This window comes from Cellulomonas sp. Leaf395 (assembly GCF_001424125.1).
Classification (GTDB): Bacteria; Actinomycetota; Actinomycetes; order Actinomycetales; family Cellulomonadaceae; genus Cellulomonas.
The window spans coordinates 711058-735668 of the sequence record NZ_LMQI01000002.1 but is presented as its reverse complement, the minus strand read 5'-3'; the positions used below and the strand labels follow the sequence as shown (position 1 = coordinate 735668).

General features: G+C 72.0%; 26 protein-coding genes. 14 read left to right on the top strand and 12 right to left on the bottom strand.

Annotated features, from left to right (window positions below; genetic code table 11):
* Window positions 1–24 precede the first annotated feature (24 nt).
* On the top strand, window positions 25–2208 hold the full coding sequence (gene ligA / locus ASG23_RS07620; protein WP_082515939.1) for an NAD-dependent DNA ligase LigA: 2184 nt from the start codon (window positions 25–27) through the stop codon (window positions 2206–2208).
* A complete protein-coding gene (locus tag ASG23_RS07615; protein ID WP_056022447.1) occupies window positions 2205–3506 on the top strand; it encodes a GNAT family N-acetyltransferase in 1302 nt (433 codons plus the stop codon). The genes ligA and ASG23_RS07615 overlap by 4 nt, the downstream gene beginning before the upstream one ends.
* Here ASG23_RS07615 and ASG23_RS07610 read toward each other — a convergent pair.
* Window positions 3503–4135, bottom strand: a complete 633-nt coding sequence (locus ASG23_RS07610; protein ID WP_056022443.1) for a winged helix-turn-helix transcriptional regulator — start codon at window positions 4133–4135, stop codon at window positions 3503–3505. The two genes, ASG23_RS07615 and ASG23_RS07610, sit on opposite strands and share 4 nt — an antisense overlap.
* Window positions 4136–4187: 52 nt before the next feature.
* Here ASG23_RS07610 and ASG23_RS07605 point away from each other — a divergent pair, with 52 nt between their 5' ends.
* On the top strand, window positions 4188–5471 hold the full coding sequence (locus ASG23_RS07605; protein WP_056022440.1) for an MFS transporter: 1284 nt from the start codon (window positions 4188–4190) through the stop codon (window positions 5469–5471).
* A 2-nt stretch (window positions 5472–5473) separates the two neighbouring features.
* Here ASG23_RS07605 and ASG23_RS07600 read toward each other — a convergent pair whose 3' ends face one another.
* From ASG23_RS07600 to ASG23_RS07575, 6 genes are all read right to left on the bottom strand, one after another.
* Window positions 5474–6283: an ABC transporter ATP-binding protein gene (locus tag ASG23_RS07600; protein ID WP_082515938.1), complete on the bottom strand. Its 810-nt coding sequence runs from the start codon at window positions 6281–6283 to the stop codon at window positions 5474–5476.
* Window positions 6261–7274 carry an ABC transporter substrate-binding protein gene (locus tag ASG23_RS07595; RefSeq protein WP_056022438.1) on the bottom strand — a complete coding sequence of 338 codons (1014 nt, stop codon included), beginning with the start codon at window positions 7272–7274 and terminating at the stop codon, window positions 6261–6263. The genes ASG23_RS07600 and ASG23_RS07595 overlap by 23 nt, the downstream gene beginning before the upstream one ends.
* Window positions 7271–8071 (bottom strand): ABC transporter permease, encoded by an 801-nt coding sequence (locus tag ASG23_RS07590; protein ID WP_056022436.1) that lies wholly within the window; start codon window positions 8069–8071, stop codon window positions 7271–7273. The genes ASG23_RS07595 and ASG23_RS07590 overlap by 4 nt, the downstream gene beginning before the upstream one ends.
* Window positions 8072–8075: 4 nt before the next feature.
* The gene (locus ASG23_RS07585) at window positions 8076–8399 is read right to left on the bottom strand and encodes a thiamine-binding protein (protein WP_157465576.1); all 324 of its coding nucleotides are present in this window, start codon (window positions 8397–8399) and stop codon (window positions 8076–8078) included.
* Window positions 8400–8658: 259 nt separating this feature from the next.
* Window positions 8659–9315 (bottom strand): ThuA domain-containing protein, encoded by a 657-nt coding sequence (locus tag ASG23_RS07580; protein WP_056022433.1) that lies wholly within the window; start codon window positions 9313–9315, stop codon window positions 8659–8661.
* 16 nt (window positions 9316–9331) lie between these two features.
* Window positions 9332–10501 (bottom strand): ROK family protein, encoded by a 1170-nt coding sequence (locus tag ASG23_RS07575; protein ID WP_056022429.1) that lies wholly within the window; start codon window positions 10499–10501, stop codon window positions 9332–9334.
* Window positions 10502–10609: 108 nt separating this feature from the next.
* On the opposite strand from ASG23_RS07575, the gene ASG23_RS07570 reads away from it, so the two are divergent.
* The 6 genes from ASG23_RS07570 (at window position 10610) to ASG23_RS07545 (ending at window position 17002) form a co-directional block, all read left to right on the top strand.
* Window positions 10610–12124, top strand: a complete 1515-nt coding sequence (locus tag ASG23_RS07570; RefSeq protein WP_056022426.1) for a sugar ABC transporter ATP-binding protein — start codon at window positions 10610–10612, stop codon at window positions 12122–12124.
* Complete coding sequence (locus ASG23_RS07565; RefSeq protein WP_235520930.1) at window positions 12121–13167, top strand: ABC transporter permease; 1047 nt, start codon at window positions 12121–12123, stop codon at window positions 13165–13167. The genes ASG23_RS07570 and ASG23_RS07565 overlap by 4 nt, the downstream gene beginning before the upstream one ends.
* Window positions 13168–13237: 70 nt before the next feature.
* A complete protein-coding gene (locus ASG23_RS07560; RefSeq protein ID WP_056022421.1) occupies window positions 13238–14287 on the top strand; it encodes a substrate-binding domain-containing protein in 1050 nt (349 codons plus the stop codon).
* 116 nt (window positions 14288–14403) lie between these two features.
* The gene (locus ASG23_RS07555) at window positions 14404–15558 is read left to right on the top strand and encodes a Gfo/Idh/MocA family protein (protein WP_056022417.1); all 1155 of its coding nucleotides are present in this window, start codon (window positions 14404–14406) and stop codon (window positions 15556–15558) included.
* Between the two features lie 2 nt (window positions 15559–15560).
* Window positions 15561–16562: a sugar phosphate isomerase/epimerase family protein gene (locus ASG23_RS07550; RefSeq protein ID WP_056022414.1), complete on the top strand. Its 1002-nt coding sequence runs from the start codon at window positions 15561–15563 to the stop codon at window positions 16560–16562.
* 26 nt (window positions 16563–16588) lie between these two features.
* Entirely contained in the window at window positions 16589–17002 is a 414-nt protein-coding gene (locus tag ASG23_RS07545; RefSeq protein WP_056022411.1) for a hypothetical protein, read from the top strand.
* A gap of 5 nt (window positions 17003–17007) precedes the next feature.
* Here ASG23_RS07545 and ASG23_RS07540 read toward each other — a convergent pair whose 3' ends face one another.
* From ASG23_RS07540 to ASG23_RS07535, 3 genes are all read right to left on the bottom strand, one after another.
* Entirely contained in the window at window positions 17008–17799 is a 792-nt protein-coding gene (locus ASG23_RS07540) for a PH domain-containing protein (RefSeq protein ID WP_056022408.1), read from the bottom strand.
* A gap of 2 nt (window positions 17800–17801) precedes the next feature.
* Window positions 17802–17969: a hypothetical protein gene (locus ASG23_RS20255; RefSeq protein ID WP_200941533.1), complete on the bottom strand. Its 168-nt coding sequence runs from the start codon at window positions 17967–17969 to the stop codon at window positions 17802–17804.
* Window positions 17970–18148: 179 nt separating this feature from the next.
* Window positions 18149–18721 (bottom strand): DUF5655 domain-containing protein, encoded by a 573-nt coding sequence (locus tag ASG23_RS07535; protein WP_056022803.1) that lies wholly within the window; start codon window positions 18719–18721, stop codon window positions 18149–18151.
* A gap of 59 nt (window positions 18722–18780) precedes the next feature.
* Here ASG23_RS07535 and gatC point away from each other — a divergent pair, with 59 nt between their 5' ends.
* From gatC to ASG23_RS07515, 4 genes are all read left to right on the top strand, one after another.
* The gene (gatC, locus tag ASG23_RS07530; protein WP_056022405.1) at window positions 18781–19080 is read left to right on the top strand and encodes an Asp-tRNA(Asn)/Glu-tRNA(Gln) amidotransferase subunit GatC; all 300 of its coding nucleotides are present in this window, start codon (window positions 18781–18783) and stop codon (window positions 19078–19080) included.
* Window positions 19080–20594 carry an Asp-tRNA(Asn)/Glu-tRNA(Gln) amidotransferase subunit GatA gene (gene gatA, locus ASG23_RS07525; protein WP_056022401.1) on the top strand — a complete coding sequence of 505 codons (1515 nt, stop codon included), beginning with the start codon at window positions 19080–19082 and terminating at the stop codon, window positions 20592–20594. The genes gatC and gatA overlap by 1 nt, the downstream gene beginning before the upstream one ends.
* Window positions 20591–22087, top strand: a complete 1497-nt coding sequence (gatB, locus tag ASG23_RS07520; RefSeq protein ID WP_056022398.1) for an Asp-tRNA(Asn)/Glu-tRNA(Gln) amidotransferase subunit GatB — start codon at window positions 20591–20593, stop codon at window positions 22085–22087. Before gatA ends, gatB begins: the two co-directional genes overlap by 4 nt.
* A 120-nt stretch (window positions 22088–22207) precedes the next feature.
* The gene (locus tag ASG23_RS07515) at window positions 22208–22756 is read left to right on the top strand and encodes a GNAT family N-acetyltransferase (protein WP_056022395.1); all 549 of its coding nucleotides are present in this window, start codon (window positions 22208–22210) and stop codon (window positions 22754–22756) included.
* A gap of 3 nt (window positions 22757–22759) precedes the next feature.
* Here the strand turns inward: ASG23_RS07515 and ASG23_RS07510 are convergent, their stop codons facing one another.
* Window positions 22760–23353 carry a TetR/AcrR family transcriptional regulator gene (locus ASG23_RS07510; RefSeq protein WP_056022391.1) on the bottom strand — a complete coding sequence of 198 codons (594 nt, stop codon included), beginning with the start codon at window positions 23351–23353 and terminating at the stop codon, window positions 22760–22762.
* 104 nt (window positions 23354–23457) lie between these two features.
* On the opposite strand from ASG23_RS07510, the gene ASG23_RS07505 reads away from it, so the two are divergent.
* Window positions 23458–24474 carry a hypothetical protein gene (locus tag ASG23_RS07505; protein ID WP_056022389.1) on the top strand — a complete coding sequence of 339 codons (1017 nt, stop codon included), beginning with the start codon at window positions 23458–23460 and terminating at the stop codon, window positions 24472–24474.
* On the opposite strand, the gene ASG23_RS19835 is transcribed toward ASG23_RS07505, so the two are convergent.
* The gene (locus ASG23_RS19835; protein ID WP_157465574.1) at window positions 24471–24611 is read right to left on the bottom strand and encodes a hypothetical protein; all 141 of its coding nucleotides are present in this window, start codon (window positions 24609–24611) and stop codon (window positions 24471–24473) included. The two genes, ASG23_RS07505 and ASG23_RS19835, sit on opposite strands and share 4 nt — an antisense overlap.

The window sequence follows — 24611 nt, the reverse complement described above, 5'->3', positions numbered from 1 at the left end:
GGCGGTGCGCGAGAGGATGTGCGGGTGAGCGACGAAGCACCCGCGCCCGTGAGCGCGTCCGCCGAGACCGAGATCCCCACGCCGGCCCGCCATCGCTGGGCCGAGCTCGCCGCCCTGATCGAGGCGGACCAGTTCGCGTACTACATCCGGGACGCGCCGGTGTCGTCGGACAAGGAGTACGACGAGCGGCTGCGCGAGCTCCAGGCGCTGGAGGACGAGCACCCGGGGCTGCGGACGCCGGACTCGCCGACGCAGCGGGTGGGCGGCACGTTCTCGACGGAGTTCGCGTCGGTCCAGCACGTCGAGCGGATGCTCTCGCTGGACAACGCGTTCTCCGACGAGGACATCACTACCTGGGCGGGTCGGCTGCACCGGGACCTCGAGTCGGACGCGTCCATCCATTACCTGTGCGAGCTCAAGATCGACGGGCTGGCCATCGCGCTGCTGTACGAGAAGGGCCGGCTGGTCCGGGCGGCGACGCGAGGGGACGGGCGCACCGGCGAGGACGTGACCCTGAACGTCCGGACCATCTCGACGATCCCGGACGTGCTCGGAGGGGACCCCGCGACGCACCCGGAGCGCATCGAGATCCGCGGCGAGGTGTTCCTGCCCGTCGAGGCCTTCAAGGACCTCAACGCCGCCCAGGTCGAGGCGGGCAAGAGCCCGTTCGCCAACCCGCGCAACGCCGCGGCCGGCTCGCTGCGGCAGAAGGATCCCCGGGTCACCGCGTCGCGGGACCTGCGGATGTACGCGCACGGCATCGGTGCGCTGGTCTGGGGCGCCGGGCAGGGGACCGGGATCGAGCGGCAGTCGCAGGTCTACGACCTGCTCGCGGGCTGGGGCGTGCCGGTCTCGGGGCACACGCGCATCGTCGACGGGCTCGACGGGGTGCGGGAGATGATCGCGCACTACGGCGAGCACCGGCACGACGTCGAGCACGAGATCGACGGCATCGTGATGAAGGTCGACGAGATCGCGCTGCAACGCAGGCTGGGGTCCACCAGCCGGGCGCCCCGGTGGGCGATCGCGTACAAGTACCCGCCCGAAGAGGTGAACACCACGCTGCTCGACATCCGCGTCAACGTGGGGCGCACCGGGCGCGTGACGCCGTACGGCGTGATGGAGCCGGTGTTCGTGTCGGGGTCGACGGTCGAGATGGCGACCCTGCACAACGCGAGCGAGGTGGCGCGCAAGGGCGTGCTCATCGGCGACACCGTGGTGCTCCGCAAGGCCGGTGACGTGATCCCGGAGATCGTCGGCCCGGTGGTGGACCTGCGGGACGGGACCGAGCGCGCGTTCGTCATGCCGACGGAGTGCCCGTCGTGCGGCACGCCGCTTGCGCCCGCGAAGGAGGGCGACGTCGACATCCGCTGCCCCAACCAGCGGTCCTGCCCGTCGCAGCTGCGCGAGCGGCTGTTCCACGTCGCGTCGCGCGGGGCGTTCGACATCGAGGCGCTCGGCTGGGAGGCCGCCAGCGCGCTGCTGACCGCGGGGGTCGTCGCCGACGAGGGCGACCTGTTCGCGCTCGATGCTGATGCCCTGCGCAAGGTGCCGCTGTTCACGCTGTCGGCCCGGTCCAAGGTGGCCGGCGCCGTCCGCGAGGCGGGCGACCTCAACGCGACGGGTGCGGCGCTGCTGGGCAACCTGGAGAAGGCCAAGCAGGCCGCGCTGTGGCGGGTGATCGTGGCGCTGTCCATCCGGCACGTCGGACCGACCGCCGCGCGGGCGCTCGCGCAGCACTTCGCGTCGGTGCCGGCGATCGCGACCGCCTCCGAGGAGGAGATCGCCGCGGCCGAGGGCGTCGGGCCGACGATCGCGGCGGCCGTCGTGTCGTGGTTCGAGCAGCCCGGTGAGGACGACAAGTGGCACGCGGCGATCGTCGAGAAGTGGGCCGCCGCGGGCGTGCGGATGCAGGAGGAGCGGGACTCCTCGGCGCCGCGCACGCTCGAGGGGCTGACCGTCGTGGTCACGGGTGGGCTGGAGCGGTTCAGCCGCGACGGTGCCAAGGAGGCGATCCTCGCGCGCGGCGGCAAGTCGGCGGGCAGCGTCTCCAAGAAGACGGACTACGTGGTGGTCGGTGAGAACGCGGGATCGAAGGAGGCCAAGGCCCGCGAGCTCGGGCTGCCGATCCTGGACGAGGCGGGCTTCGAACGGCTGCTGGCGCAGGGGCCGTCAGGCGTCGGGGACAGCACGGGAGGCCTGGCGTGAGCGGTGCTGTGGTCCGGGTCGCCGCCGGTCCGCAGGTGGCCGACGCCGGGGCGCTGACCGCCGAGGCGTACCTCGCGGACCGACTGGTCGACGCAGGCGACTCCTACGCCGACGAGCTGCGGGACGCCGAACGGCGGGCACGGGAGGCGACGCTCCTCGTCGCGCTGGTCCCTCCGGGAGAGGGTGACGGCGCGAACGACCGCGACGACGACCTGGTGGTCGTCGGCACCGTGACGCTCGCCCCCTACGGCACGTCCTACGCCGAGGTCGCGGAGCCGGGGGAGCTCGAGGTCCGGATGCTCGCGGTCGCGCCCGAGGCCAGGCGTCGTGGCATCGCGGAGCTGCTGGTGTCCGCCGCGCTGCGCGAGGCGGTCGCCCGCGGGGCGACCCGGGTGGTGCTGTCGACGCTCGACTCGATGCAGGCCGCGCAGCGCCTGTACCAGCGGCTCGGTTTTCTGGCCGTCCCGGAGCGCGACTGGGGGCACGTCGAGGTGCACCTGCGGGTGCACACGTGGACCCCGCCGGACGCCCCCGGTGCGCTGGTCGAGTCGGCGACGTGGCCGCCGGCCCGGGTGGTCGACGTGGACGGCTGGAGGGTGGGGTTGTCGGGCGGGCTGACTCGCCGCGCCAACAGCGTCTTGCCGCTCGGCACCCCGCCCGACGTCACGGAGACGCTCGACCGGGTGGAGAAGCTCTACGCGCAGGAGGGGCAGCCCTCGATCGTGCGCGTCTGCCGGGCGGCACCTCGAGGCCTGGACGACCTGCTCGCGCTGCGCGACTACGAGGTGATGTCCCGGGCCGACGTGCTGGTGCGCGAGCTCGACGGGTTCGAGCCTCGCCACGGTGCCGTCCGCACGGCCGCCGGCCCGGTGCGGGTGTCGGTCGCCGACAAGCCGAGCGACGAGTGGCTCGCGGCGTGGTCCGGTTCCAAGGCTCGACTGCATGCCACCGGCGCCGCGGCGGAGACTGACGACACGAGCCTGCGACTGGCCCGCACCGTGCTCGGCGGGGCACCTGCCATCTATCTCACGGCGACGGACGCGACGGGACTCGTGGGCGTGATCCGTGCGGCGTTCGCCGAGGACTGGGTCGCGCTGTCCTGCCTCGTGGTGGCGCACGGCGCCCGTCGCCGCGGACTCGGGCGGTTCCTGACCCAGCGCGCGCTGGACGAGGGTGCGCAGCGGGGTGCAGGCCGGGCGTTCCTGCAGGTCGAGGCCGAGAACACTGCCGCCGGAGCGCTCTACACGGCGCTCGGTTTCCAGCCGGCCGAGCGGTACGTGTACCGCGAGCGGCGCTAGACCGGCGCGAAGTACGTGGCGAAGCGGTTCGCCGCATCCTCGTCGCCGTCGACGCTCGCCTCGCCGGTCGCGACCACGTCGCTCAGCGTGCGGTCGCCGGACACGATCGCGTCGAGCTGCCGGGGTGTGGTCGTGATGACGGCCTCCGGCCGCTCGGCGGAGCCGCGCGAGACGTCGACGCTCCCGTCGTGCAGCCGGACCGCGAACTGGTAGGCGCCGAGTCGCAGCTCGTAGGTGGCGGGCGGCTCGGTGTGGGTGAGCTGTGCCGCCAGCGACAGGATCACCGAGTCCACGCCGAGGTGGGCGTCGCGGGGCAGGGTGGGGGAGCGGATGCCCCAGGACCCGAGGGCGAGGACCACGGGTTCGAGCTCGGCCCCGCGGGGCCTCAGCGCGTACACGGCCACGCCGGCGGGAGGTGGCAGCGTGGTGCGTGCGACGATCCCGCCGGCCTCGAGCTCCCGCAGCCGCTGGCTCAGGATGTTCGCGCTGACCCCCGGCAGGCCCGCGCGCAGGTCGGTGAAGCGCTTGGGCCCGAGGAGCAGCTCCCGGACGACCAGCAGGGCCCAGCGTTCCCCGACGAGGTCGAGCGCGTGGGCGATCCCGCAGCCGTCGTCGTACGTGCGCGTCATGCAGACATACTAAGGGGTTGTTATTACTAACTATCCAGTCCTACTGTGCAACATGAATAGGCACTGGATCCTCGCGGTTCTCGGCACGGCGTTCTTCGTCGTCGTCCTCGACAGCACGATCGTCTACGTGGCGCTCCCGTCGATCGCCGACGAGCTCGCGTTCGCGCCCGGCGACGTGCAGTGGGTGCTCAGCGGCTACCTCGTGACGTTCGGTGGGCTCCTCCTGTTCGGCGGACGGGTCGCCGATCTGCTCGGCCGCCGCCGGGTGTTCCTGGCTGGCATCGCGATCTTCACGGTCGCGTCGGTCGTCTGCGGGTCGACGACCGACCCGGCGGTGCTGGTCGGCGCTCGCGTCCTGCAGGGTGCGGGTGCGGCGGTCATGGCCCCGACGGCGTTGTCGCTGGTGCTGACGACGTTCGAACCCGGACCCGAGCGCAACCGCGCGCTCGGCATCTGGGGCGGGATCGGTGGGGTCGGTGGCACGGCCGGGCTGCTGCTCGGTGCGCCGATCACGCAGCTGTGGGGGTGGCAGTGGATCTTCCTGGTGAACCTGCCGGTCGGAGTCGTGCTGCTCGCGGCGTCGGCGCGGTTGCTGCCCGACGGTCGCGCGATGAACCTGCCCCGCGCCTTCGACGTGGCCGGCGCGCTCACCGTGACCGGTTCACTCGTGCTCCTCGTCCTGGGGATCACCGAGGCGTCATGGTCCGCGCTGCTCGCCGCGGCGCTGCTCATGGCGACCTTCGTCCTCGTCGAGCGGCGCGCGGTCGCCCCGCTGGTCCCGTGGCGAGTCGTGCGGTCGCGGCGGCTGGTCGCCGGCAACCTCCTGCTGCTGGTGGCCGGGATGTGCGTAGATGGCGTCCTGCTGGTGCTGACGCTCGCCGCGCAGGAGTCCCAGGGCATCTCCCCGGTCCAGTTCGGACTGACGACCGCCGCCATGACCGGTGCATCGGTGGTCGGGTCCTTCGCCGGTCAGGCGGTCGTCACCCGGACCGGGGTGCGGGCCGTGGCCCGGGCCGGCATGGCGCTGCTCGCGGTCGGCAGCCTCGCGCTGACGACGCTGCCCCTCGTGGTCGGCCTGGTGGTGTTCGGTGCGGGCCTCGGTGCCGCCTTCGTGAGTGCCCAGATCGCTGCCGTGTCCGGGGTGGCGGCGGACGACTCGGGTCTGGCGGCCGGGATCGCGGACACCTCATTCGCGGTGGGCGGTGCGCTCGGCGTCGCCGTCCTGTCGACGATCGGGGGGACGCGCAACGCCCTGGTCGTGGCGGCTGTCGTCGCCGTGGTCGGCCTCGTCGGGGCGGCGGCCCTGCGCGCCGAGCGCACGACCGCCGCCGTCTGACGTCACGTCGACCCGTCGGACCTCCCCTGCGGGTCGAGCGCCCCGAGCAGCTCCCGGCGTGCCTCGTCCAGCCCGTCCCGCGGGACGGGCAGGTCGAGGACCACGCGCCCCGGTCGGTCCGAGAGCACGACCACCCGGTCCGCTAGCAGCAGCGCCTCGTCGACGTCGTGCGTCACGAGCACCACCGCGCGCCCGGCGCCGCCCTGACGGCCGTGGCCCGCCAGGTCGAGGCCCGCCAGCCAGCCATTCATGCGACGCCGGGTGATCGCGTCGAGCGCGCCGAACGGTTCGTCGAGGAGTAGCACCGGCCTCCCCGGCAGGCAGGTCCGCAGCAGTGCGAGGCGCTGGCGCATCCCGCCCGACAGCTCGTGCGGCCACGCTCGCTCGAACCCCGCCAGGCCGAACGCGTCGAACAACGCTCGAGCCCTCGCTTCCGCAACCACCCGGTCCTGGCCGGCGATCCGGGCCCCGACCAGCGCGTTCGGCAGCGCCCGCCGCCACGGGAGCAGCCCGTCGCGCTGGGGCATCCACGCCGTGTCTCGGCCGCGCGCCGGGTCCACGGGACGGCCCGTGACGGTCGCGCCACTCGGCGTCAGGCCCGCGAGGACGCGCAGCAGCGTCGACTTGCCGCAGCCGGACGGGCCGACGACCGCGACGAACTCCTCGACCTCGACCCGAAGGGCGACGTCGTGCAGCGCGACGACGTCGCCCACGCCGCGCGGGCCCGCGCCGGGGAACGTCACCGTCAGTCCGGCGACCTCGAGCGCCGGGGCGGAGGTCGTCGGCGCCTCAGTCGACAGGGAGGTAGTCATTTGTCCACGCGGCGCCCGTGTCGAACGCCGCGTCGGCGAGGTCGTGGTCCTGCAGGAACCCGACGAAGTCGTCCCAGACCTTCGCCTCCTGGACGCCCCAGTGCTGCGGGTCCTCGGTGTAGCGGGGTCCGAGCCACTGCGCGCTCAGCGCGAGCAGCGCCTCGTCGATCTCGGGTGCCGCCTCGTGGATCGCGTCGGCGGCGGCCTGCGGCTCGGCGATCGCGTCCTCGTAGCCGTGCGTGAGGGCCGCGAGGAAGTCGCGGACCAGCTCGGGGTCGTCGTCGAGGTGCTCCTGCGAGGTCGCGACCAGCGGCGTGTACCAGTCGGGGATGCAGTCGGTGTGGTCCATGAACGGGATCGTCGACACGTCCAGCCCGTCGATCTGGCCGAGGCGGATGGTGTCCCACGCGTCGAACACCCAGGCGGTGTCGAACTGGTGCTCCGTCAGACCGATCCGGAAGTCGTCGCTCGAGAGCGGCGTCAGCTCGACGGCGTCCGGGTCGCCGCCGTCGCACTCGACGAGCGTGCGGATGAGTGCCTCCTCGAGCTCGGAGCCGTACGACCCGTAGGAGTGGCCGGCCAGGTCGCGGGGCCGCGTCACGCCGGACTCGGTCAGGGAGATCAGGCTCGACGTGTTGTGCTGGATGACGGTCGCCACCGAGACGACCTCGGCTCCCTGCTCACGGGCAGGGACGAGCCCTTCGGCGACGGAGAAGGCGAAGTCGACCTTGCCGGCGGCGAGCAGCTGCAGGCCCGAGGTGTCACCGGGCTCGACGATCGTCAGGTCGATGCCGGCATCGGCGAAGTAGCCGCGCGACTGCGCGAGGTAGAGGCCCGAGTGGTTCGTGTTCGGCGTCCAGTCGAGGATGACCGAGACGGGTCGCGGCGCGGGGCCCGAGATCACGTCGTCGGTCGCGGAAGCGGAGCAGGCGGTCAGCAGGCAGAGGCCGGCTGCGGCGGCAGCGAGGAGGCGGGTACGGGAGGCGGTCATGCGGGGGTCCTTCCGGGACGGGAGGTGAGCGAGAGTGACGACGGCCGCTGCCACGGGGTGGCGAGCCGCGCGAGGCCGTCGACGAGCAGGAACAGCAGGCCGGTGAGCACGGCCACGAGGGCGACGGCGACGAGGATCTGGTCGACCTCGTAGCCCTTGCGCGAGCGTTGGACGAACACGCCCAGGCCGCTCTGACCGGCGAGGTACTCGGCGACGACGGCCGCGCCGATCGCGTACGTCGCGGCCACGCGCAGGCCGCCGAGCGCGCCCGGCACGGACGCCGGGAGCTGGACGAGCCAGAACTGGTGACGGCGGGTGCCGCCCAGCCCGGCGACCATCTCGGCGTGCTCCGCGTCCACGGCGGCCATCGCGGTCACGGCCGCGACGAGCACCGGGAAGAACGCCGTGAGGGCGACGAGCACCACCTTGGGCAGCAGCCCGAACCCGGCCCACAGGATGAGCAGGGGCGCGAGCACCACGGTCGGCACGGTCTGCGTGAGCGTGACCAGCGGGTAGACGGTGTCCGACACCCAGGGGAAGGCCGCGATGAGGACGGCGAGCAGCAGCCCGACCAGAGCACCGACGAGCAGCCCGAGGGCCGCCTCCGTCAGGGTGGTGACGACGTCGGTCCCGAGCAGGGGCGCCACCTCGACCGCGGTGACGGCGACCTGCGACGGCGGGGGCAGCACGAAGGCCGGGAGGTCCGACAGGCGCACCCCGACCTCCCAGCCGACGAGCAGCACCAGACCGGCCACCGTCGGCGCGACGAGTCGACGCCAGCGATGCCTGACGAGCATCGCGTCAGGCCCGGAACTTGCCCACGAGGTCCTGGATCGTGGGCCCGGCGTCGTTCTTGCCCTGCCCGACCTTGATGACGCTGGAGACGGCCGACGCGCCAGCCTGCACGGTCGCCTCGTGCACGGCGCGCAGCAGCGGCCAGATCTGGTCGGGCGTGCCCTGGATGGTGGTGCCCATGGCGCCGACCTCGTGAACGAGGCCGGACTCCTGGATGACGGCGATGGCAGCGTCGACGTAGGCGTATCGGTCGTCCTCGGTCCCGCTCGGGCGGGGAGAGACCTGGATCTGTGCGAGCACGGTGTTCCTCCGGTGGGTCGGACCGGGCATGCAGCACCCGAGGTCCGCCCGTACGGGGACGACGACGACGGAGGCCCGGCGACGGCCGGGTGACCGCCCACGCCGCGCTCGATGGCGCATCCCTCCGCTGGCATTACCCAGTTCAGGTTCTCGGGTCGACGTCCGCTGACACCCTGCGGTGTCGTGGAACGTCCTCTCAGCCCGACTGTCTCGAGCTCCCCGGCGTTGGCAGGACGAACCTACCCGGACCGGACGGGACGGACCGTCGCCTTCTCACGGACCGGACGGCTCAGCGTGCCGCCCAGAGCAGGCCGCGCTCGATGATCGTCCGCACCGCCGGCACCTCGAGATCGGCCAGCAGGTGTCCGGGCGCGCAGACGAACACGCGACCAGCGCCCCAGCGGCGCGTCCAGACGGCCGGTGACGTGACGGGCTCGTGCCACGGGTCGTCGGGGCCGGGCGTGATCGTGGTCGTCGCCAGCACGTCGTTGAGCGGGTCCGTGAGCAGCCAGTACTGCTCGGAGCGCAGCGTGAAGTCGTGCACGCCGTCGACGATCGGGTGGTCGCCGGTGACGGAGATCGTGTGCTCGACCAGAGCGCCTCCGGGGTGGGCGGCGAACTGCGCGCCGACGAGCTGGAGGTAGTCCGTCGCGATCCGGAACGAGTCGACGATCCCCCCGTGCCAGCCCGCGAGACCGGTGCCGGCGGCGACGGCGGTGCGCAGGCCGCGCAGCTCGTCGGCCAGGATGTCGCCCATCGTCCAGCACTGGACGACGAGGTCGGTGGCGGCCATGAGGTCGGCGTCCGCGTAGGCCTCGAGCGAGCCCTCGACGACGACCTCGAAGTCGTGCTCGCGCAGGAACGGCACGAACAGCTCGGCGGCCTCCTCGGGCGCATGCCCGTCCCACCCGCCCCGGACGACGAGAGCACGGCGTTGCTCGGTCACGCGAACCTCCGGTGGGTCAGCTGATCAGGGCGTCGATCGCGGCGGCGGACAGCACGTGCTCGGAGGCCATCGCCGACGCTCCGAGCACGCCGGCGCGTCCCTTGGTGCGGGACGCGACGATGCGCAGGTGCTGGGTGGCCAGCGGCAGCGAGCGGCGGTACACGACCTCGCGGATGCCCGCGAGCAGGTGCTCCCCGGCCTCGGCCACGACGCCGCCGATGACGATGACGGACGGGTTCAGCATGCTCACGCACGCGGCGAGGACTTCGCCGATGTGCCGCCCGGCGGCCCGCACCTCGCGGCTGGCGTCGACGTCCCCGGACCGCACGAGCGCCACGACGTCGTCGCTGGTCGTGGCGTTGGCCAGCGCGCTCGCGATGGCCGGCCCGCTGGCGACCGCCTCGAGGCAGCCCGTGTTGCCGCAGCGGCAGGGCCGGTCGAGCCCGCCCGGGACGGCGATGTGGCCGAGGTCGCCGGCGGCACCCTGGGCGCCACGGCGGATCTGGCCGTCGGAGATGATCCCGGCGCCGATGCCGGTCGCCACCTTGACGAACAGCAGGTGGTCGACCTCCGGCCACTGCGACGTGTGCTCGCCGAGGGCCATGACGTTGACGTCGTTGTCCACCAGCACCGGGACGCGCAGCTTGCGCGCGAGGAGGCCCGGCACGTCGGCGTCGTCCCAGCCCGGCATGATCGGCGGGTTGATGGGCCGCCCGGTCGAGTGCTCGACCGGTCCGGGCAGGCCCACACCGACGCTGACCAGGTCGCTGACCGGGCGCCCGGCGGTGCTGAGCAGGTCGAGGCCGAGCTCGACGACGCGGTCCAGCACGGGGCCGGGGCCCTCCGCGATCGCGATGGGCTCGTGGTGCTCGGCCAGGACCGTGCCCACCAGGTCCGTCAGGGCGAGGCGGGAGTGGGTGGCGCCGAGATCGACGGCCAGCACGACGCGCGCGGCGGGGTTGAAAGCGAAGGTGGCGGGCGGGCGGCCACCGGTCGAGCTGGCCTCGCCGGCAGGCGCGACGAACCCGGAGGAGAGCAGGAGGTCCACCCGCGCGGCGATCGTGGAACGCGCTTGCCCGGTGAGTGTGGCCAGGTCGGACCGGGTCCGGGGCTGGCGGTCACGGAGGAGCTGGAACATGTCCCCGGCGCCCGTCGGCCGGGGAGCGAACTTCACTAGCTCGTCCATGCGCACAGTGAACCATTCCGCCTTCTGTAGGTCACGTTCGTGTAACTGTGCCACACGAGTGGCGACTTTTGCTTGACCGGCGACAGAAGTGGGTCCTACGTTCCTGCCATGGTCAACGAAGACCCGCCGCTGTTGCAGATGCGCGGAATCGTGAAGCAGTTCCCGGGAGCCCGGGCGCTGGACGGAGTCGACCTGGAGATCCGGGCGGGCGAGGTCCACTGCCTGCTGGGCCAGAACGGTGCCGGCAAGTCCACGCTCATCAAGGTGCTCGCCGGCGCCCACCAGCCGACCGAGGGCGAGATCCTCCTGGACGGTCAGCCGGTCACCATCACCCACCCGGTCGCGGGCCTCAAGCTCGGCATCGCGACCATGTACCAGGAGCTCGACGTCGTCGACGGCCTGTCCGTCGCGGAGAACATCTACCTCGGTCACGAGCTGGCGACCGCGGGCTTCTCGCAGCGCCGCGCCGCCACCGCCAACACCCGGGCCCTGCTCAAGCGCCTCGGCCACGGCGACCTGTCCCCGCACCGCGAGGTCGGCCGGCTCTCGGCCGCCGGCAAGCAGATCGTCAGCATGGCGCGCGCCCTGTCGCACGACGCCCGCGTGATCGTCATGGACGAGCCGTCGGCCGTCCTCGACGCGGAGGAGGTCACCAACCTGTTCCGCGTGGTCCGCGAGCTCACCGCGTCGGGCGTGGCGGTCGTCTACATCTCGCACCGCCTCGACGAGATCCGGCAGATCGGCGACCGGATCACGGTGCTCAAGGACGGCCGGACGGTCGCGACGGGCCTGCCCGTGGCGGACACGCCCACCGCCGAGCTCATCAAGCTCATGACCGGCCGCAACGTCGAGTACGCCATCCCGGCGCGCGACACGATCGCGCCCGACGCCGCGACCGTGCTCACGGTCGACGGGCTCGCGCTGCGCGGGGCGTTCTCCGACGTCTCGTTCGAGGTGCGCGCCGGCGAGGTCGTCGGACTGGCGGGGCTGGTCGGCTCGGGCCGCACCGAGATCCTCGAGACCGTCTTCGGGGCGCGCAAGGCGACCGCCGGCACCGTGCAGGTCGGGGACCGCCGGCTGCGCGCGGGCTCGGTCACCGACGCGGTCACCGCCGGCATCGGCCTGTGCCCCGAGGAGCGCAAGAGCCAGGGCCTGATCCTCGACGAGCCGGTCTACCGCAACATCACGCTCTCGACCTTCGCGCGCAACGCCAACGCGTCGTTCCTCGACGAGGGTGCCGAGCGCAAGGTGGCGCGCGAGCAGATCGACGCGCTCGACGTCCGACCGTCGGACCCCGACCGCAGCGCCCGCACGCTGTCCGGCGGCAACCAGCAGAAGGTCCTGCTCGCGCGCTGGCTCGTGCACGGCTGCCGGGTGCTGCTGCTCGACGAGCCCACCCGCGGCGTCGACGTCGGCGCCCGCGCCGAGATCTACGGCCTGATCGCCGACCTGGCCGCGCAGGGTGCCGCGGTGGTGGTCGTCTCCAGCGACATCCCCGAGGTGATCGGCCTGGCCGATCGCGTCCTGGTCATCTCCGAAGGGCGCGTGGTCCACGACGGACCCGCGTCCGGCATCGACGAGCACCGCGTGCTCGACCTCGTCATGGAAGGAAGTGCCGCGTGAGCGAGCAGGACATGACAGTCCCGGCTGCCGACGAGTCGGCCCGGGTCGAGCAGGTCGCCAAGCCCGGTGAGAAGCGGGGTGGTGTGCTCAGCGGAGCCACCGGTCGCAACCTCGGCCTGGTGATCGCGCTGGTGGCGCTCTGCATCTTCGGCATCATCACCGCCGGCGAGAGGTTCGCCAGCATCGACAACGTGCTGACGATCCTCCGGCTCGCCTCGGTGGTCGGGGTGATCAGTATCGGGATGACCTTCGTCATCACCGGTGGCGGCATCGACCTGTCGGTCGGCTCCGTCATCGGGCTGGCATCGGTGTGGGCGTCCACGCTGGCCACGCAGACCATGGCCGAGGACTTCCACTGGATCGTGATCGTCCTGTGCGGGCTGGGCGTCGGGCTCGGGGCAGGCCTGATCAACGGCGTGCTCATCGCCTACGGGAAGGTGGTCGCGTTCATCGCGACGCTGGCCATGCTCGTGTCCGCCCGCGGGCTGGCGGAGATCATCGCCAACCGGCAGACCCAGATCGTCGAGGTCGACGGCTTCCTCGACTTCTCCCGCTCGTCGCCCCTCGGCGTGCCGATGCTCGTGTGGATCTTCCTCCTGGTGTCCGTGGCGGGGTGGATCCTGCTCAACCGCACCACGTTCGGCCGCCGGACCATCGCGGTCGGTGGCAACCCCGAGGCCGCGCGGCTGGCGGGCATCAAGGTCAAGCGCCACACGATGTACCTCTACGCCCTCTGCGGTCTCACCGCGGGCATCGGTGGCGTCATGATGCTCGGCCGCACCACCGCCGGCAGCTCCACCAACGGCCAGCTCTACGAGCTCGACGCGATCGCCGCCGTCGTCATCGGCGGCACGCTGCTCATCGGTGGCCGCGGCACCATCGTCGGCACCGTCCTGGGCGTCCTCATCTTCTCCACGCTCAGCAACGTGTTCACGCAGAACAACCTGTCCATCTCGGCGCAGGCCATCGCCAAGGGCGTGATCATCGTCGTCGCCGTGCTGCTCCAGCAGCGCATCGCCGAGCGCTCCCGCGCCGGAACCTGACTCTTCCCAGCTCCGCCTGACCTCACAGCTCCGCCCCTGCACCACACCCGTTCGATCAAGGAGGATCGTCATGTCCACAGCTCTGCGCCGTAAGTGGCTCGCCGCCGCCGGGACCGCCGCCGCCCTGGCGCTCGTCGTCGGCTGCACGTCCAACACCCCCGAGGCCGAGGACACCGCCGAGGCCCCGGCCCCCGCGGCCGCTGCCGGCAGCAACGACGAGGCCGGCGACAAGGTCGTCATCGGCTTCTCGGCCCCCGCCGCCGACCACGGCTGGATGGGTTCCATCACCAAGTCGGCCGTCGACGAGGCCGCCAAGTACGAGGACGTCGAGCTGGTGCAGGCCGAGGCCACCAACGACGTGAACCTGCAGATCAGCCAGATCGAGCAGTTCATCAACGACGGCGTCGACGCCATCGTCCTGCTGCCGTTCGACGGCGCCGCGCTCACCGAGGTGGCCATCAAGGCGATGCAGGCCGGGATCGTCGTCGTCAACGTCGACCGCGAGTTCGAGGACCCGGACGCCGCCCGCACCACGGTGCTGGGGGACAACTACGGCATGGGCGTCAGCGCCGGCACGTACATCTGCGGCGAGGTGGGCGGCAATCCCGACGCCAAGGTCGCCGAGATCGCCGGCATCGACAACCTGCCGCTGACGCAGCAGCGCAGCCAGGGCTTCGAGGACGCGCTCGGGGCCTGCGGCCTCGAGGTGAGCAACCGCGTGGCGGCCGACTTCACCGTCCAGGGCGGGGAGACCGCCGCGGCCAACCTGCTGCAGGCGGCGCCGCAGCTCGACGCCATCTGGAACCACGACGACGACCAGGGAGTCGGCATCATGGCGGCCATCGAGAACGCCGGTCGCGACGAGTTCATCATGGTCGGCGGCGCCGGCTCGAAGAACGTCATGGAGTCCATCAAGGCCGACGACACCGTCCTCAAGGCGACGGTCATCTACCCCTCCACGCAGGCCGCAGACGGCATCAAGCTGGCCCGCCTGCTGGTGCAGGGCAAGTCGATGAGCGACCTGGTCGAGGTCGAGGTGCCGCGCACGGTCCAGCTCTACGCACCCGTGGTGACCAAGGAGAACGTCGACCAGTACCTGCCGACGGCCTTCGAGAGCTGACGTCCAGCCGTCCATTGTCACCGAGCCGGGCGGGTTCCCCTCCGCAGGGAACCCGCCCGGAGCACGGGCCGCGAGGAGGAGCCGTGACAGAAGCAGTCCCACGCCTGGGCATCGGCATGGTCGGGTACGCGTTCATGGGCATCGCGCACTCGCAGGCCTGGCGCAACGCCCCCCGGTTCTTCGACCTGCCGCTGCGTCCTGACATGGCCGCGGTCGCCGGTCGCGACGAGGCTGCGGTGAGCGCGGCCGCGACGAAGCTGGGCTGGTCCAGCACGGAGACCGACTGGAAGGCCCTGGTCGCCCGCGACGACATCGACCTGGTCGACATCTGCACCCCGGGCGACACGCACGCCGAGATCGCGATCGCGGCGCTCGAGGCCGGCAAGCACGTGCTGTGCGAGAAGCCGCTGGCCAACTCCGTGCAGGAGGCCGAGGCGATGGTCCGCGCGGCCGAGGCGGCCCGATCGAGCGGCGCCCTGGCGATGGTCGGGTTCACGTACCGCCGCGTCCCCGCCATCCAGCTGGCCCGCACGCTCGTCGCCGACGGTCGGATCGGCACCGTCCGGCACGTGCGCGCGCAGTACCTGCAGGACTGGATCGCCGACCCGCAGGCGCCGCTGTCGTGGCGCCTGGACAAGCAGAAGGCCGGCTCCGGGGCGCTCGGGGACATCGGCGCGCACATCGTCGACCTGGCCCAGTTCGTCACCGGCGAGTCGGTCACGGGGGTCTCGGCGGTCCTGGAGACGTTCGTGAAGGAGCGTCCGGTCGCGGATTCCTTCGGCGGGCTGCACGGAACGGCATCGAGCACCGAGACCGGTCCCGTCACCGTGGACGACGCCGCCATCTTCCTCGGTCGGATGTCCGGCGGGGGACTGGCCACGTTCGAGGCCACCCGGTTCGCGTGGGGGCGCAAGAACGCGATCCGCCTGGAGATCAACGGGTCGCTCGGGTCGCTCGCGTTCGACTTCGAGGACATGAACGTCCTGCACTACTTCGACGCCACCCAGCCCGCGCCCGAGGCCGGGTTCCGGCGGATCGTCGTCACGGAGCCCGAGCACGCCTACGTGGCAGCCTGGTGGCCGCCGGGTCACGGACTCGGGTACGAGCACGCGTTCACGCACCAGGCGGTGGACCTCATCACCGCGATCGCCGAGCACAGCCAGCCGGTGCCCAGCTTCGCCGACGGGCTCGTCGTGCAACGGGTGCTGGCCGCGGTCGAGCAGTCGGCGGCGAACGACAGCACGTGGACCCCTGTCTTGGAGGAGAGCTGACCATGGCGCGACCGATCACCTTGTTCACGGGCCAGTGGGCCGACCTGCCGTTCGAGGAGGTCGCGCGGCTGGCCGCCGGGTGGGGCTACGACGGCCTCGAGATCGCCTGCTGGGGCGACCACCTGGACCCGTGGCGCTGGGACGACGAGGAGTACGTCGCCGGCAGGCTCGCCCTGCTGGAGAGGTACGACCTGAAGGTCTACGCGATCTCCAACCACCTCAAGGGCCAGGCCGTCTGCGACGACCCCATCGACCAGCGGCACCGTGACATCCTGTCCGACCGCGTCTGGGGCGACGGCGACCCCGAGGGCGTCCGGCAGCGGGCCGCCGAGGAGATGAAGCACACCGCACGGATCGCCGCGAAGCTGGGCGTGAAGACGGTCGTCGGGTTCACCGGGTCGAGCATCTGGAAGTACGTCGCGATGTTCCCCCCGGTCTCGCAGGAGGCCGTCGATGCCGGGTACCAGGACTTCGCCGACCGGTGGAACCCGATCCTCGACGTCTTCGACGAGGTCGGGGTGCGGTTCGCGCACGAGGTCCACCCGAGCGAGATCGCGTACGACTACTGGACGACGGTGCGCACCCTGGAGGCCATCGGGCACCGCGAGGCGTTCGGCCTGAACTGGGACCCCAGCCACTTCATCTGGCAGCAGCTGGACCCGGTCGACTTCATCCTCGAGTTCCATGACCGGATCTACCACGTGGACTGCAAGGACGTGAAGCTGCGCCTCGGCAACGGACGCAACGGCCGGCTGGGCTCGCACCTGGCGTGGGCCGACCTGCGCCGAGGGTGGGACTTCGTGTCCACCGGCCGCGGTGACGTGCCGTGGGAGGCGTCGTTCCGGGCGCTCAACTCCATCGGGTACGACGGCCCGATCTCGGTCGAGTGGGAGGACGCCGGGATGGACCGCCTGCTCGGGGCGCCCGAGGCCCTGGAGTTCGTGAAGCGCAACGCGTTCGACCCGCCGACGGCGGCGTTCGACGCGGCGTTCAGCACGCGCTGACCGAACGGTCGCCGGATACTGGACGGATGATCTCCCTGTCCCGGGCCCAACAGCTCCAGGAGGTCGGGGTGCGCTGGCACCCGCGACCCGGCGACCGGTTCGCGGTCCGGACGCTCGAGGACCAGGTGTTCACCATCTCGGACATGGTGGTCGAGCCGCACGACTACCCGACGGGCACGGTGCTGGGCTTCAACGGGACGACGGAGTGGGCGCTGGACTCCGTCGCCCAGGAGGACGCCCTCTGGCTGCCGCGCGAGGACCAGCTGCGCGAGCTCCTCGGCGGCACGTTCCGCAGCCTCGCGCGCTCGACCGACGGGCAGTACGGCGTGCTCATCGAGCACTCGGGTCGTCCGGAGCGCCTGTTCACCGCGGACTCCGCGGCGGACGCCTACGCCCAGGCCCTCCTCGCGCTGGTGGCCGCCGCGGTGGATCGAGCCTGACCTGCTCAGTCGTCGTAGCGCGGGTCGGGTTCGGTGACGGGGACGAACGTGCCCGCGTCTCCGGACACGGTCCACCCGGGATCGTCGTCGCTCGCGGTCTGCCGCGGCGGGATGCGGATCGGCTGGGTGTCGTCCGGCCGCACCTCGTGGATCGGCGGCCACGCGACGCCGGGGTCTGCTCCTCTGTCGACGTCTCGTCCGACGCCGCGGTCGGGGGCCACCGGTGCGGGTGCCGGGCGGCGGACGGCGACCGACGGCGGCCGGCCCGCAGGTGCCGGGAACACCTGGGTCGGGGTGAAGATGATCGCGCACAGCTCGCGGTACGTGGAGTCGGGGTTGGCCACCCAGGAGATGCGGCTCAGCGCCTGGTCCTGGCCCGCAGACTCCAGCAGGAACTCGCCGTAGCCGAGCACGCGACCGGCGATGGACCGCGAGTACCGCATGTCCGTGACCTTGACCAGCGGCATCATCGAGACCTTCTTGGTGATGAGGCCGTAGAGCATCAGGATGCGCTTGTCGGTGGCGACGAACCACTCGTGGCGCCAGTCGAGCACCCGCCAGACGAGCCGCACGACCAGCGCGACCCACAGCCACCACAGCCAGTCCGACCGCTCGCCGACGGCGGTGGCGGCGACCTCGACGAGCCACGCGACGACCACGAAACCGACGAACGCGGTGAGGCTAGGCTCCATGAGCTTGCCCCAGTGGGACCGACGCGTCAGGACGACGCGCTCGCCGGGCAGCACGTACTTCCGCAGGGTCCGGTGCCCCGCGAGGGTCCGCTCGACGGTGTCCATCGTCACTCGGTCAGGCTGCGGAAGAACGTCGCGAAGCTGGTGAACGCATTGACGATCAGGTCCCAGAGGGCCTTGACGAGGTCGGCGGCGCGGTCCGGGCTCGTGACGACGGCGTACACGAGGAAGATCGCGATGATCCAGAACAGGGCGGTCTTGATCTTCGGCGGCATAGAGGTCCTCGCAGGGCGTCGTCGGGTGCGCGTGACGCGGTCGGGGAGCGCGGACGAGCACGATCATGAACAAGACGGCGGATCGACCCGGGGGCAGGGCCGGCCAGCACCACCAGTCTCGGCAAAGCGTACTTTCCGGACCACGCCGGGTGCGGGAGCACACACCGTGCGGTGGTGCCTCAGCCGCCGTTCTGCTCGTAGGCGGCGCGCAGCAGGGGGAGCAGGCCGCCGACCTGGGACACGTCGGTGACGCCGACCTTGTGCGTCGCGGAGCCGGGTGCCGTGGCGGGCACGAGCGCCGGGTGCGCCGGTGGGTCGACGTACCGCAGGCCGACGTCGACGCGCGTGGACGTCGTCGCGGCGACCGCGGCGAACTGGCGGGCGCGGACGAACGGGACGTAGGTCGACCGGCCCTCCCGGTGCACGTCGTCGCCGAGGCCGAGGAGCGCGGTCTCGAGCGCGTCGTAGATCGGCCGCAGCCCGGCCTTGGGGCCCGAGTACTGGGCCAGGACGTAGCCGTCGACGTCGGGCCGGACCCAGCCCGCCCGCTCCGCGACCTCGAACGCGATCGTCCACCGCGTGTTCTGCGGGATGCCGTGCACGTCCTTGAGCCAGCGCCGCACGGCGTTCTGGTCGAGCGGGTCGACGCCGCTGGTGTCGTGCACGAGGGTGGCCCACTCGTCGAGCGAGCGCCCGGTGCGGTCGGCCATGCTGACGGTGACCGCGGCCCGCATGTCGTCGGGACTCGTCATGGTCACCAGGGTAGGCACGCGAGCCGGGCAGCACCCGGCCCACGTCTAGACTCGGGCCCATGTCCACCCTCTCTCGCGACGAGGTCGCGCGCGTGGCGGGCCTGGCACGGATCGACCTCACGTCGGCGGAGCTCGATCGCCTCGCGGGCGAGCTCGATGTCATCGTCGAGTCGGTCGCCCGCGTGAGCGAGATCGCCACGCCCGACGTGCCGGCCACCAGCCACCCCCTGCCGCTGACCAACGTGTTCCGCCCCGACGTGCCCGTGGAGCCGGTCGACCGCGCCCTGGTGCTCGCGTCCGCACCCGAGCACATCGACGGCAAGTTCGCGGTCCCGCAGATCCTGGGGGAGGACGCCTGATGGGCACCGACCTGACCCGGCTCTCGGCCGCGGCGCTCGCGGACAAGCTGACCGCCAAGGAGGTGTCCAGCGTCGAGGCGACGCAGGCGCACCTCGACCGCATCGCCGACGTGGACCACGCGGTGCACGCGTTCCTGCAGGTCAGCGGGGAGGCAGCGCTCGCCGCTGCGGCCGACGTCGACGCGCGCCGCGCTGCCGGGGAGTCGTTGCACGCTCTCGCCGGGGTGCCGATCGCCGTCAAGGACGTCGTCGTCACCAAGGGCCTGGAGACGACCGCAGGCTCGAAGATCCTGCAGGGATGGATCCCGCCCTACGACGCGACGCTCGTCGAGAAGCTCAAGGCGGCCGGGCTGCCGATCCTGGGCAAGACCAACATGGACGAGTTCGCCATGGGGTCGTCCACGGAGCACTCGGCGTACGGCAACACCCACAACCCGTGGGACCTCGACCGGATCCCCGGGGGCTCCGGCGGTGGGTCCGCTGCGGCGGTCGCCGCGTACGAGGCGCCGCTGGCCATCGGCACGGACACGGGCGGCTCGATCCGCCAGCCCGCGGCCGTCACCGGCACGGTCGGCGTCAAGCCCACCTACGGCGGGGTGTCCCGCTACGGGCTCATCGCTCTGGCGTCCTCGCTCGACCAGGCGGGGCCCGTCACGCGCACGGTCCTCGACTCCGCGCTCCTGCACGAGCTCATCGGCGGCCACGACCCGCGCGACTCGACGTCCATCGACGAGCCGCTGCCCGCGCTCGTCGCCGCCGCCCAGCAGGGCGCGACGGCGGACCTGACCGGCGTGCGCGTCGGCGTCATCCGCGAGCTGCAGGGCGAGGGCTACCAGCCCGGGGTGCTCGCGCGGTTCGAGGAGTCGCTCGAGCTGCTGCGCGGTGCGGGTGCCCAGATCGTCGAGGTCTCCTGCCCGCACTTCACGTACGCGCTCGCCGCGTACTACCTGATCCTCCCGGCCGAGGCGTCCAGCAACCTGGCCAAGTTCGACGGCATGCGCTTCGGCCTGCGCGTCGTGCCCGAGGACAACCCGACCGCCGAGCGCGTCATGTCCGCCACGCGCGGCCAGGGCTTCGGCGACGAGGTCAAGCGCCGGATCATCCTGGGCACCTACGCCCTGTCGGCGGGCTACTACGACGCCTATTACGGCTCGGCGCAGAAGGTCCGCACGCTCATCCAGCGCGACTTCACGGCGGCGTTCGAGTCGGCCGACGTGCTGGTCTCCCCGACGGCGCCGACCACCGCGTTCAAGCTGGGCGAGAAACTCGACGACCCGCTGGCGATGTACCTCAACGACGTCGCGACGATCCCCGCCAACCTCGCGGGCGTGCCGGGCCTGTCGCTGCCGAGCGGCCTGTCCGACGACGGCCTGCCGGTCGGGTTCCAGGTGCTGGCTCCCGCCAAGGCCGACGACCGGCTGTACCGGGTTGGTGCCGCGCTCGAGGCCCTGTTGGAGAACGAGTGGGGCGGGCCCTTGCTGCTCAAGGCTCCTGAGCTGGAGGTGGCCCGATGAGCACGCTGGTCGACTACGACGACGCGGTCGCGCGCTACGACACGGTCATCGGCATCGAGGTGCACGTCGAGCTGGGCACCAAGACCAAGATGTTCGACGGCGCTCCGGCCGGGTTCGGCGAGGAGCCGAACACCTCCGTCACGCCCGTCTCGCTGGGTCTGCCCGGGTCGCTGCCCGTCGTCAACGGGGTGGCGGTGGAGTACGCGATCCGCATCGGCCTCGCGCTCAACTGTTCGATCGCCGAGACGTGCCGGTTCGCCCGGAAGAACTACTTCTACCCGGACGTGCCCAAGAACTTCCAGACGTCGCAGTACGACGAGCCCATCGCGTACGAGGGCTGGGTCGACGTCGAGCTCGACGACGGCAGCATCTTCCGCGTCGAGATCGAGCGCGCGCACATGGAGGAGGACGCCGGTAAGAACACGCACGTGGGCGGCTCCGGCGGACGCATCCACGGCGCCGAGTACTCGCTGGTCGACTACAACCGCGCGGGCATCCCGCTGGTGGAGATCGTCACCAAGCCGATCACCGGTGCCGGCGCACGGGCGCCCGAGGTGGCCCGCGCGTACGTGCAGACGCTGCGTGACCTGTTCCGTGCGCTGGAGGTCTCCGAGGCCCGCATGGAGCGCGGCAACGTGCGCGCCGACGTCAACGTGTCGATCCGCCCGACGCCCGGCTCGCCGCTGGGCACCCGCACCGAGACCAAGAACGTGAACTCGTTCCGGTCGGTCGAGCGGGCCGTGCGCTACGAGGTCAGCCGCCAGGCGGGCGTGCTCGACGACGGCATCGCGATCATCCAGGAGACGCGCCACTGGCACGAGGACACCGGCACCACCGCGTCGGGCCGCGTGAAGTCGGACGCGGAGGACTACCGGTACTTCCCGGAGCCCGACCTGGTCCCGATCGCCCCCGACCGCGCGTGGGTCGAGGAGATCCGCGCGAGCCTGCCCGAGCTGCCCGCAGCCCGCCGCCGCAGGCTGCAGGCCGAGTGGGACTACGCGGACGCCGAGATGCGCGACGTCGTCAACGCGGGTGCCGTGGAGCTCATCGAGACCACGATCGCCGCGGGGGCCAGCCCGGCCGCCGCACGCAAGTGGTGGATGGGTGAGCTGGCCCGCACCGCCAAGCAGCAGGAGGTCGAGCTGGCCGAGCTGCCGGTGACGCCCACGCAGATCGGGCAGCTGCAGAAGCTGGTCGACGACGGCCGGATCAACGACAAGCTGGCCCGCCAGGTCCTCGAGGGCGTGCTCGCCGGCGAGGGTGACCCGGAGACGGTGCTCGTCGCGCGCGGCCTGGAGGTCGTGTCCGACGACGCCCCCCTGCTCGAGGCCATCGACGCCGCGCTGGCCGCCCAGCCGGACATCGCGGAGAAGATCCGCTCCGGCAACCTCGGTCCCGTCGGCGCGATCATCGGCGCGGTCATGAAGGCCACCCGCGGGCAGGCCGACGCCGGCCGCGTCCGTGAGCTGCTGCTGGAGCGCATCACGGAGTAGGACGGGGTCAGCGCTCTGTGCTCATGACGACGGCGGGGCGCTGACGGGTCACCGTGATCCGCCGGTAACGTCCCCGCCACACCCGAGCCGTACCGTTCGCCACGGCGACAGGAGGCAGCGATGGAGAAGCCCACCCTTCAGGGCGAGATGATCGTGCTCCGCCCGATCCGGGCACGCGACGCGGACGCGGTGTGGGAGTCGGTCAACGATGCCGAGGGCAACCGGTTGACCGGGACCACGGAGGTGTTCACGCGCCCGCAGATCGAGGAGTGGTGCGCGACGATATCGTCGCGGGACGGTCGGATCGACCTGGCGGTGACCGCGAACGGGTCCGACGAGTACCTGGGCGAGATCGTGCTCAACGAGATCGACGAGGTCGTCCGCTCGGCCAACCTGCGTCTCGCGATGCGCCCGGGCTACCGCGGGCGCGGGTACGGCACCGAGGCGATCCAGCTCATCCTGGGCCTCGCGTTCGACGGCCTGGGGCTGCACCGCGTCGAGCTCGACGTGCTGAGCATCAACGCCCGAGCCAAGTCGCTCTACGAGAACCTCGGCTTCCGGGTCGAGGGCCGCAAGCGCGACGCGTACCGGGACGGTCCGGGCTTCTGCGACGGCATCATCATGGCCCTGCTCGAGGACGAGTACCGGGCGAGCCAGATCCCGTCGTAGGGCTCAGCGGGGCAGGTACTTCTCCATGCTGGTCAGATAGGCCTCGGCATCGAACTCCGGCACGAGCGCCGACTGGACGACGAACCCCTGCACGGCGGAGATCAGCAGCGGCACCTGCTCGGCGGCGAGCACGTCGGCCTCGTCCGGCGGGACGCCGTGCGTGCGCTGGTGCCACAGGGACGTGTACTCCTCGAGGGCGGCGCGTAGCCGCACGACCACGCCGTGGGCCACGGCCCTCACCTGCGGGTCGGTGACGCCCTCGCCCCAGAGCTGAAGCATGATCGCGGGGTTGCCCAGCGCGCGGAGCATGCCCGCCACCAGCACCCGGGGCAGCGTCGGCGGCGGGGCCAGCGGCTCGGTCCGCGCGAGCCGTTCGATGTCGAGGATCCGGTTGCCGACGACCCGCGACGCGACGTCGACGATGATCGCGTCCTTGCTGGCGAAGTGGCCGTAGATCGCGCCGGCGGAGAGCCCGGACTCCGCGATGATCTCCGCCATCGACGTCGCCTGGAAGCCCTTGCGGCGGAAGGCGCGCAGGGCCGCCTCGGCAATCTCGTCCCGGCGGGCGACCCGGTACTCCTCGGTGACCTTGGGCACGCTCCACTATAGAACGAGAAAAACGAATGATCGTTCTTGACAACTCCGACTCGCGGGAGTTTTCCTATACAAGAACGAACGTTCGGTTTATGAGAGGACCTGCCATGCACCCGCACCCGCACTCCCCGTGGCGTCACCTGGTCGGCGTGGGCGCCGGACTGGCCGCCGTCCTGACCGTCCTGGTGCTCGCCTTCCTCTGGCCGGCGGCCACCTCCGAGCCGCGCGACCTGCCCGTCGCCGTCGCCGGTCCTGCCGCAGCCGTCGCGCCGGTCGTCCAGGGTCTCGACGACCGCGCCCCCGGTGCGTTCGAGGTGATCCCCGCCGCCGACCGCGCCGCCGCGGTCGACCTCGTCGGGACCCGTGAGGCGTACGGCGCGCTGGTGCTGGGGGAGCAGCCCGAGATCCTCGTCGCTTCCGGCGGCAGCCCGCTCGTCACGCAACAGCTCACGGCACTCGCCCCCACGCTGCAGGCGCAGGTGGGCGTCCCCGTCACGGTGACCGAGCTCGCCCCACTGCTCGAGGGCGACCCTCGCGGCGCCATCCTCGGCGCCGTCACGTTCCCGCTGGTCATCGGCGGGATGATCGGCGGCGTCGCCATCTCGGTCACGGTCGTCGGCGTCTGGCGCCGGGTCACCGCGGTCACGGCCTACTCGGCCCTCGGCGGGCTCGCGGTCGCGGGTGTCCTGCAGGGCTGGTTCGGCGCGCTCGCGGGCTCGTACTGGGTCAACGCGGGCATCATCGGCCTGGCGATCCTCGCGATCGGTGGCGTGATCGTGGGCGTCGTCTCGGTCGTCGGCCGGCCCGGCATCGCGATCGGTCCGGTGCTCTTCCTGCTCGTCGCCAACCCGATCGCGTCGGCCGCCCAGCCGTGGCAGATGCTGCCCGCACCGTGGGGCGCGATCGGCCAGTGGATGCCCCCGGGCGCCGCCGCCGCGCTCCTGCGCGACGAGTCGTACTTCCCGCAGGCCGACACCACGCAGCTCTGGGTCGCGCTGGCGTCGTGGGCGCTCCTCGGCCTGCTGCTCGCCGCGATCGGCCACTTCCGCGACACGGGTGCCGCGTCGCGGGCAGCGATCGAGGAGGCGACAGAGGAGTCGGGACGGGACCTCGTCCCGGCCTAGGACTCCCGGCCACGGTGGACGTCGTCGGGGGCGACTGACTCGTCGTGCACGGCCACGACGTGGTCGGGGTGCGCGGCGGCGAACCCGGCGACCGCGTCCGCGGCGAGCTGCTCGGGGTCGTTGACGAGACGCGTCAT

Bases quoted from the DNA above. Each gene is read 5' to 3' on its own strand.
- gatB (WP_056022398.1), top strand. From the start codon at position 20,591: ATGAGCACGCTGGTCGACTACGACGACGCGGTCGCGCGCTACGACACG.
- ASG23_RS07560 (WP_056022421.1), top strand. From the start codon at position 13,238: ATGTCCACAGCTCTGCGCCGTAAGTGGCTCGCCGCCGCCGGGACCGCC.
- ASG23_RS07555 (WP_056022417.1), top strand. From the start codon at position 14,404: ATGGTCGGGTACGCGTTCATGGGCATCGCGCACTCGCAGGCCTGGCGC.
- ASG23_RS07535 (WP_056022803.1), bottom strand. From the start codon at position 18,721: ATGACGAGTCCCGACGACATGCGGGCCGCGGTCACCGTCAGCATGGCC.
- ASG23_RS07595 (WP_056022438.1), bottom strand. From the start codon at position 7,274: ATGACCGCCTCCCGTACCCGCCTCCTCGCTGCCGCCGCAGCCGGCCTC.
- ASG23_RS07515 (WP_056022395.1), top strand. From the start codon at position 22,208: ATGGAGAAGCCCACCCTTCAGGGCGAGATGATCGTGCTCCGCCCGATC.
- gatC (WP_056022405.1), top strand. From the start codon at position 18,781: ATGTCCACCCTCTCTCGCGACGAGGTCGCGCGCGTGGCGGGCCTGGCA.
- ASG23_RS07550 (WP_056022414.1), top strand. From the start codon at position 15,561: ATGGCGCGACCGATCACCTTGTTCACGGGCCAGTGGGCCGACCTGCCG.
- ASG23_RS07600 (WP_082515938.1), bottom strand. From the start codon at position 6,283: ATGACTACCTCCCTGTCGACTGAGGCGCCGACGACCTCCGCCCCGGCG.
- ASG23_RS20255 (WP_200941533.1), bottom strand. From the start codon at position 17,969: ATGCCGCCGAAGATCAAGACCGCCCTGTTCTGGATCATCGCGATCTTC.
- ASG23_RS07590 (WP_056022436.1), bottom strand. From the start codon at position 8,071: ATGCTCGTCAGGCATCGCTGGCGTCGACTCGTCGCGCCGACGGTGGCC.
- ASG23_RS07570 (WP_056022426.1), top strand. From the start codon at position 10,610: ATGGTCAACGAAGACCCGCCGCTGTTGCAGATGCGCGGAATCGTGAAG.
- ASG23_RS19835 (WP_157465574.1), bottom strand. From the start codon at position 24,611: ATGACGCGTCTCGTCAACGACCCCGAGCAGCTCGCCGCGGACGCGGTC.
- ASG23_RS07575 (WP_056022429.1), bottom strand. From the start codon at position 10,501: ATGGACGAGCTAGTGAAGTTCGCTCCCCGGCCGACGGGCGCCGGGGAC.
- ASG23_RS07610 (WP_056022443.1), bottom strand. From the start codon at position 4,135: ATGACGCGCACGTACGACGACGGCTGCGGGATCGCCCACGCGCTCGAC.
- ASG23_RS07585 (WP_157465576.1), bottom strand. From the start codon at position 8,399: ATGCCCGGTCCGACCCACCGGAGGAACACCGTGCTCGCACAGATCCAG.
- ASG23_RS07540 (WP_056022408.1), bottom strand. From the start codon at position 17,799: ATGGACACCGTCGAGCGGACCCTCGCGGGGCACCGGACCCTGCGGAAG.
- gatA (WP_056022401.1), top strand. From the start codon at position 19,080: ATGGGCACCGACCTGACCCGGCTCTCGGCCGCGGCGCTCGCGGACAAG.
- ASG23_RS07545 (WP_056022411.1), top strand. From the start codon at position 16,589: ATGATCTCCCTGTCCCGGGCCCAACAGCTCCAGGAGGTCGGGGTGCGC.
- ASG23_RS07605 (WP_056022440.1), top strand. From the start codon at position 4,188: ATGAATAGGCACTGGATCCTCGCGGTTCTCGGCACGGCGTTCTTCGTC.
- ASG23_RS07505 (WP_056022389.1), top strand. From the start codon at position 23,458: ATGCACCCGCACCCGCACTCCCCGTGGCGTCACCTGGTCGGCGTGGGC.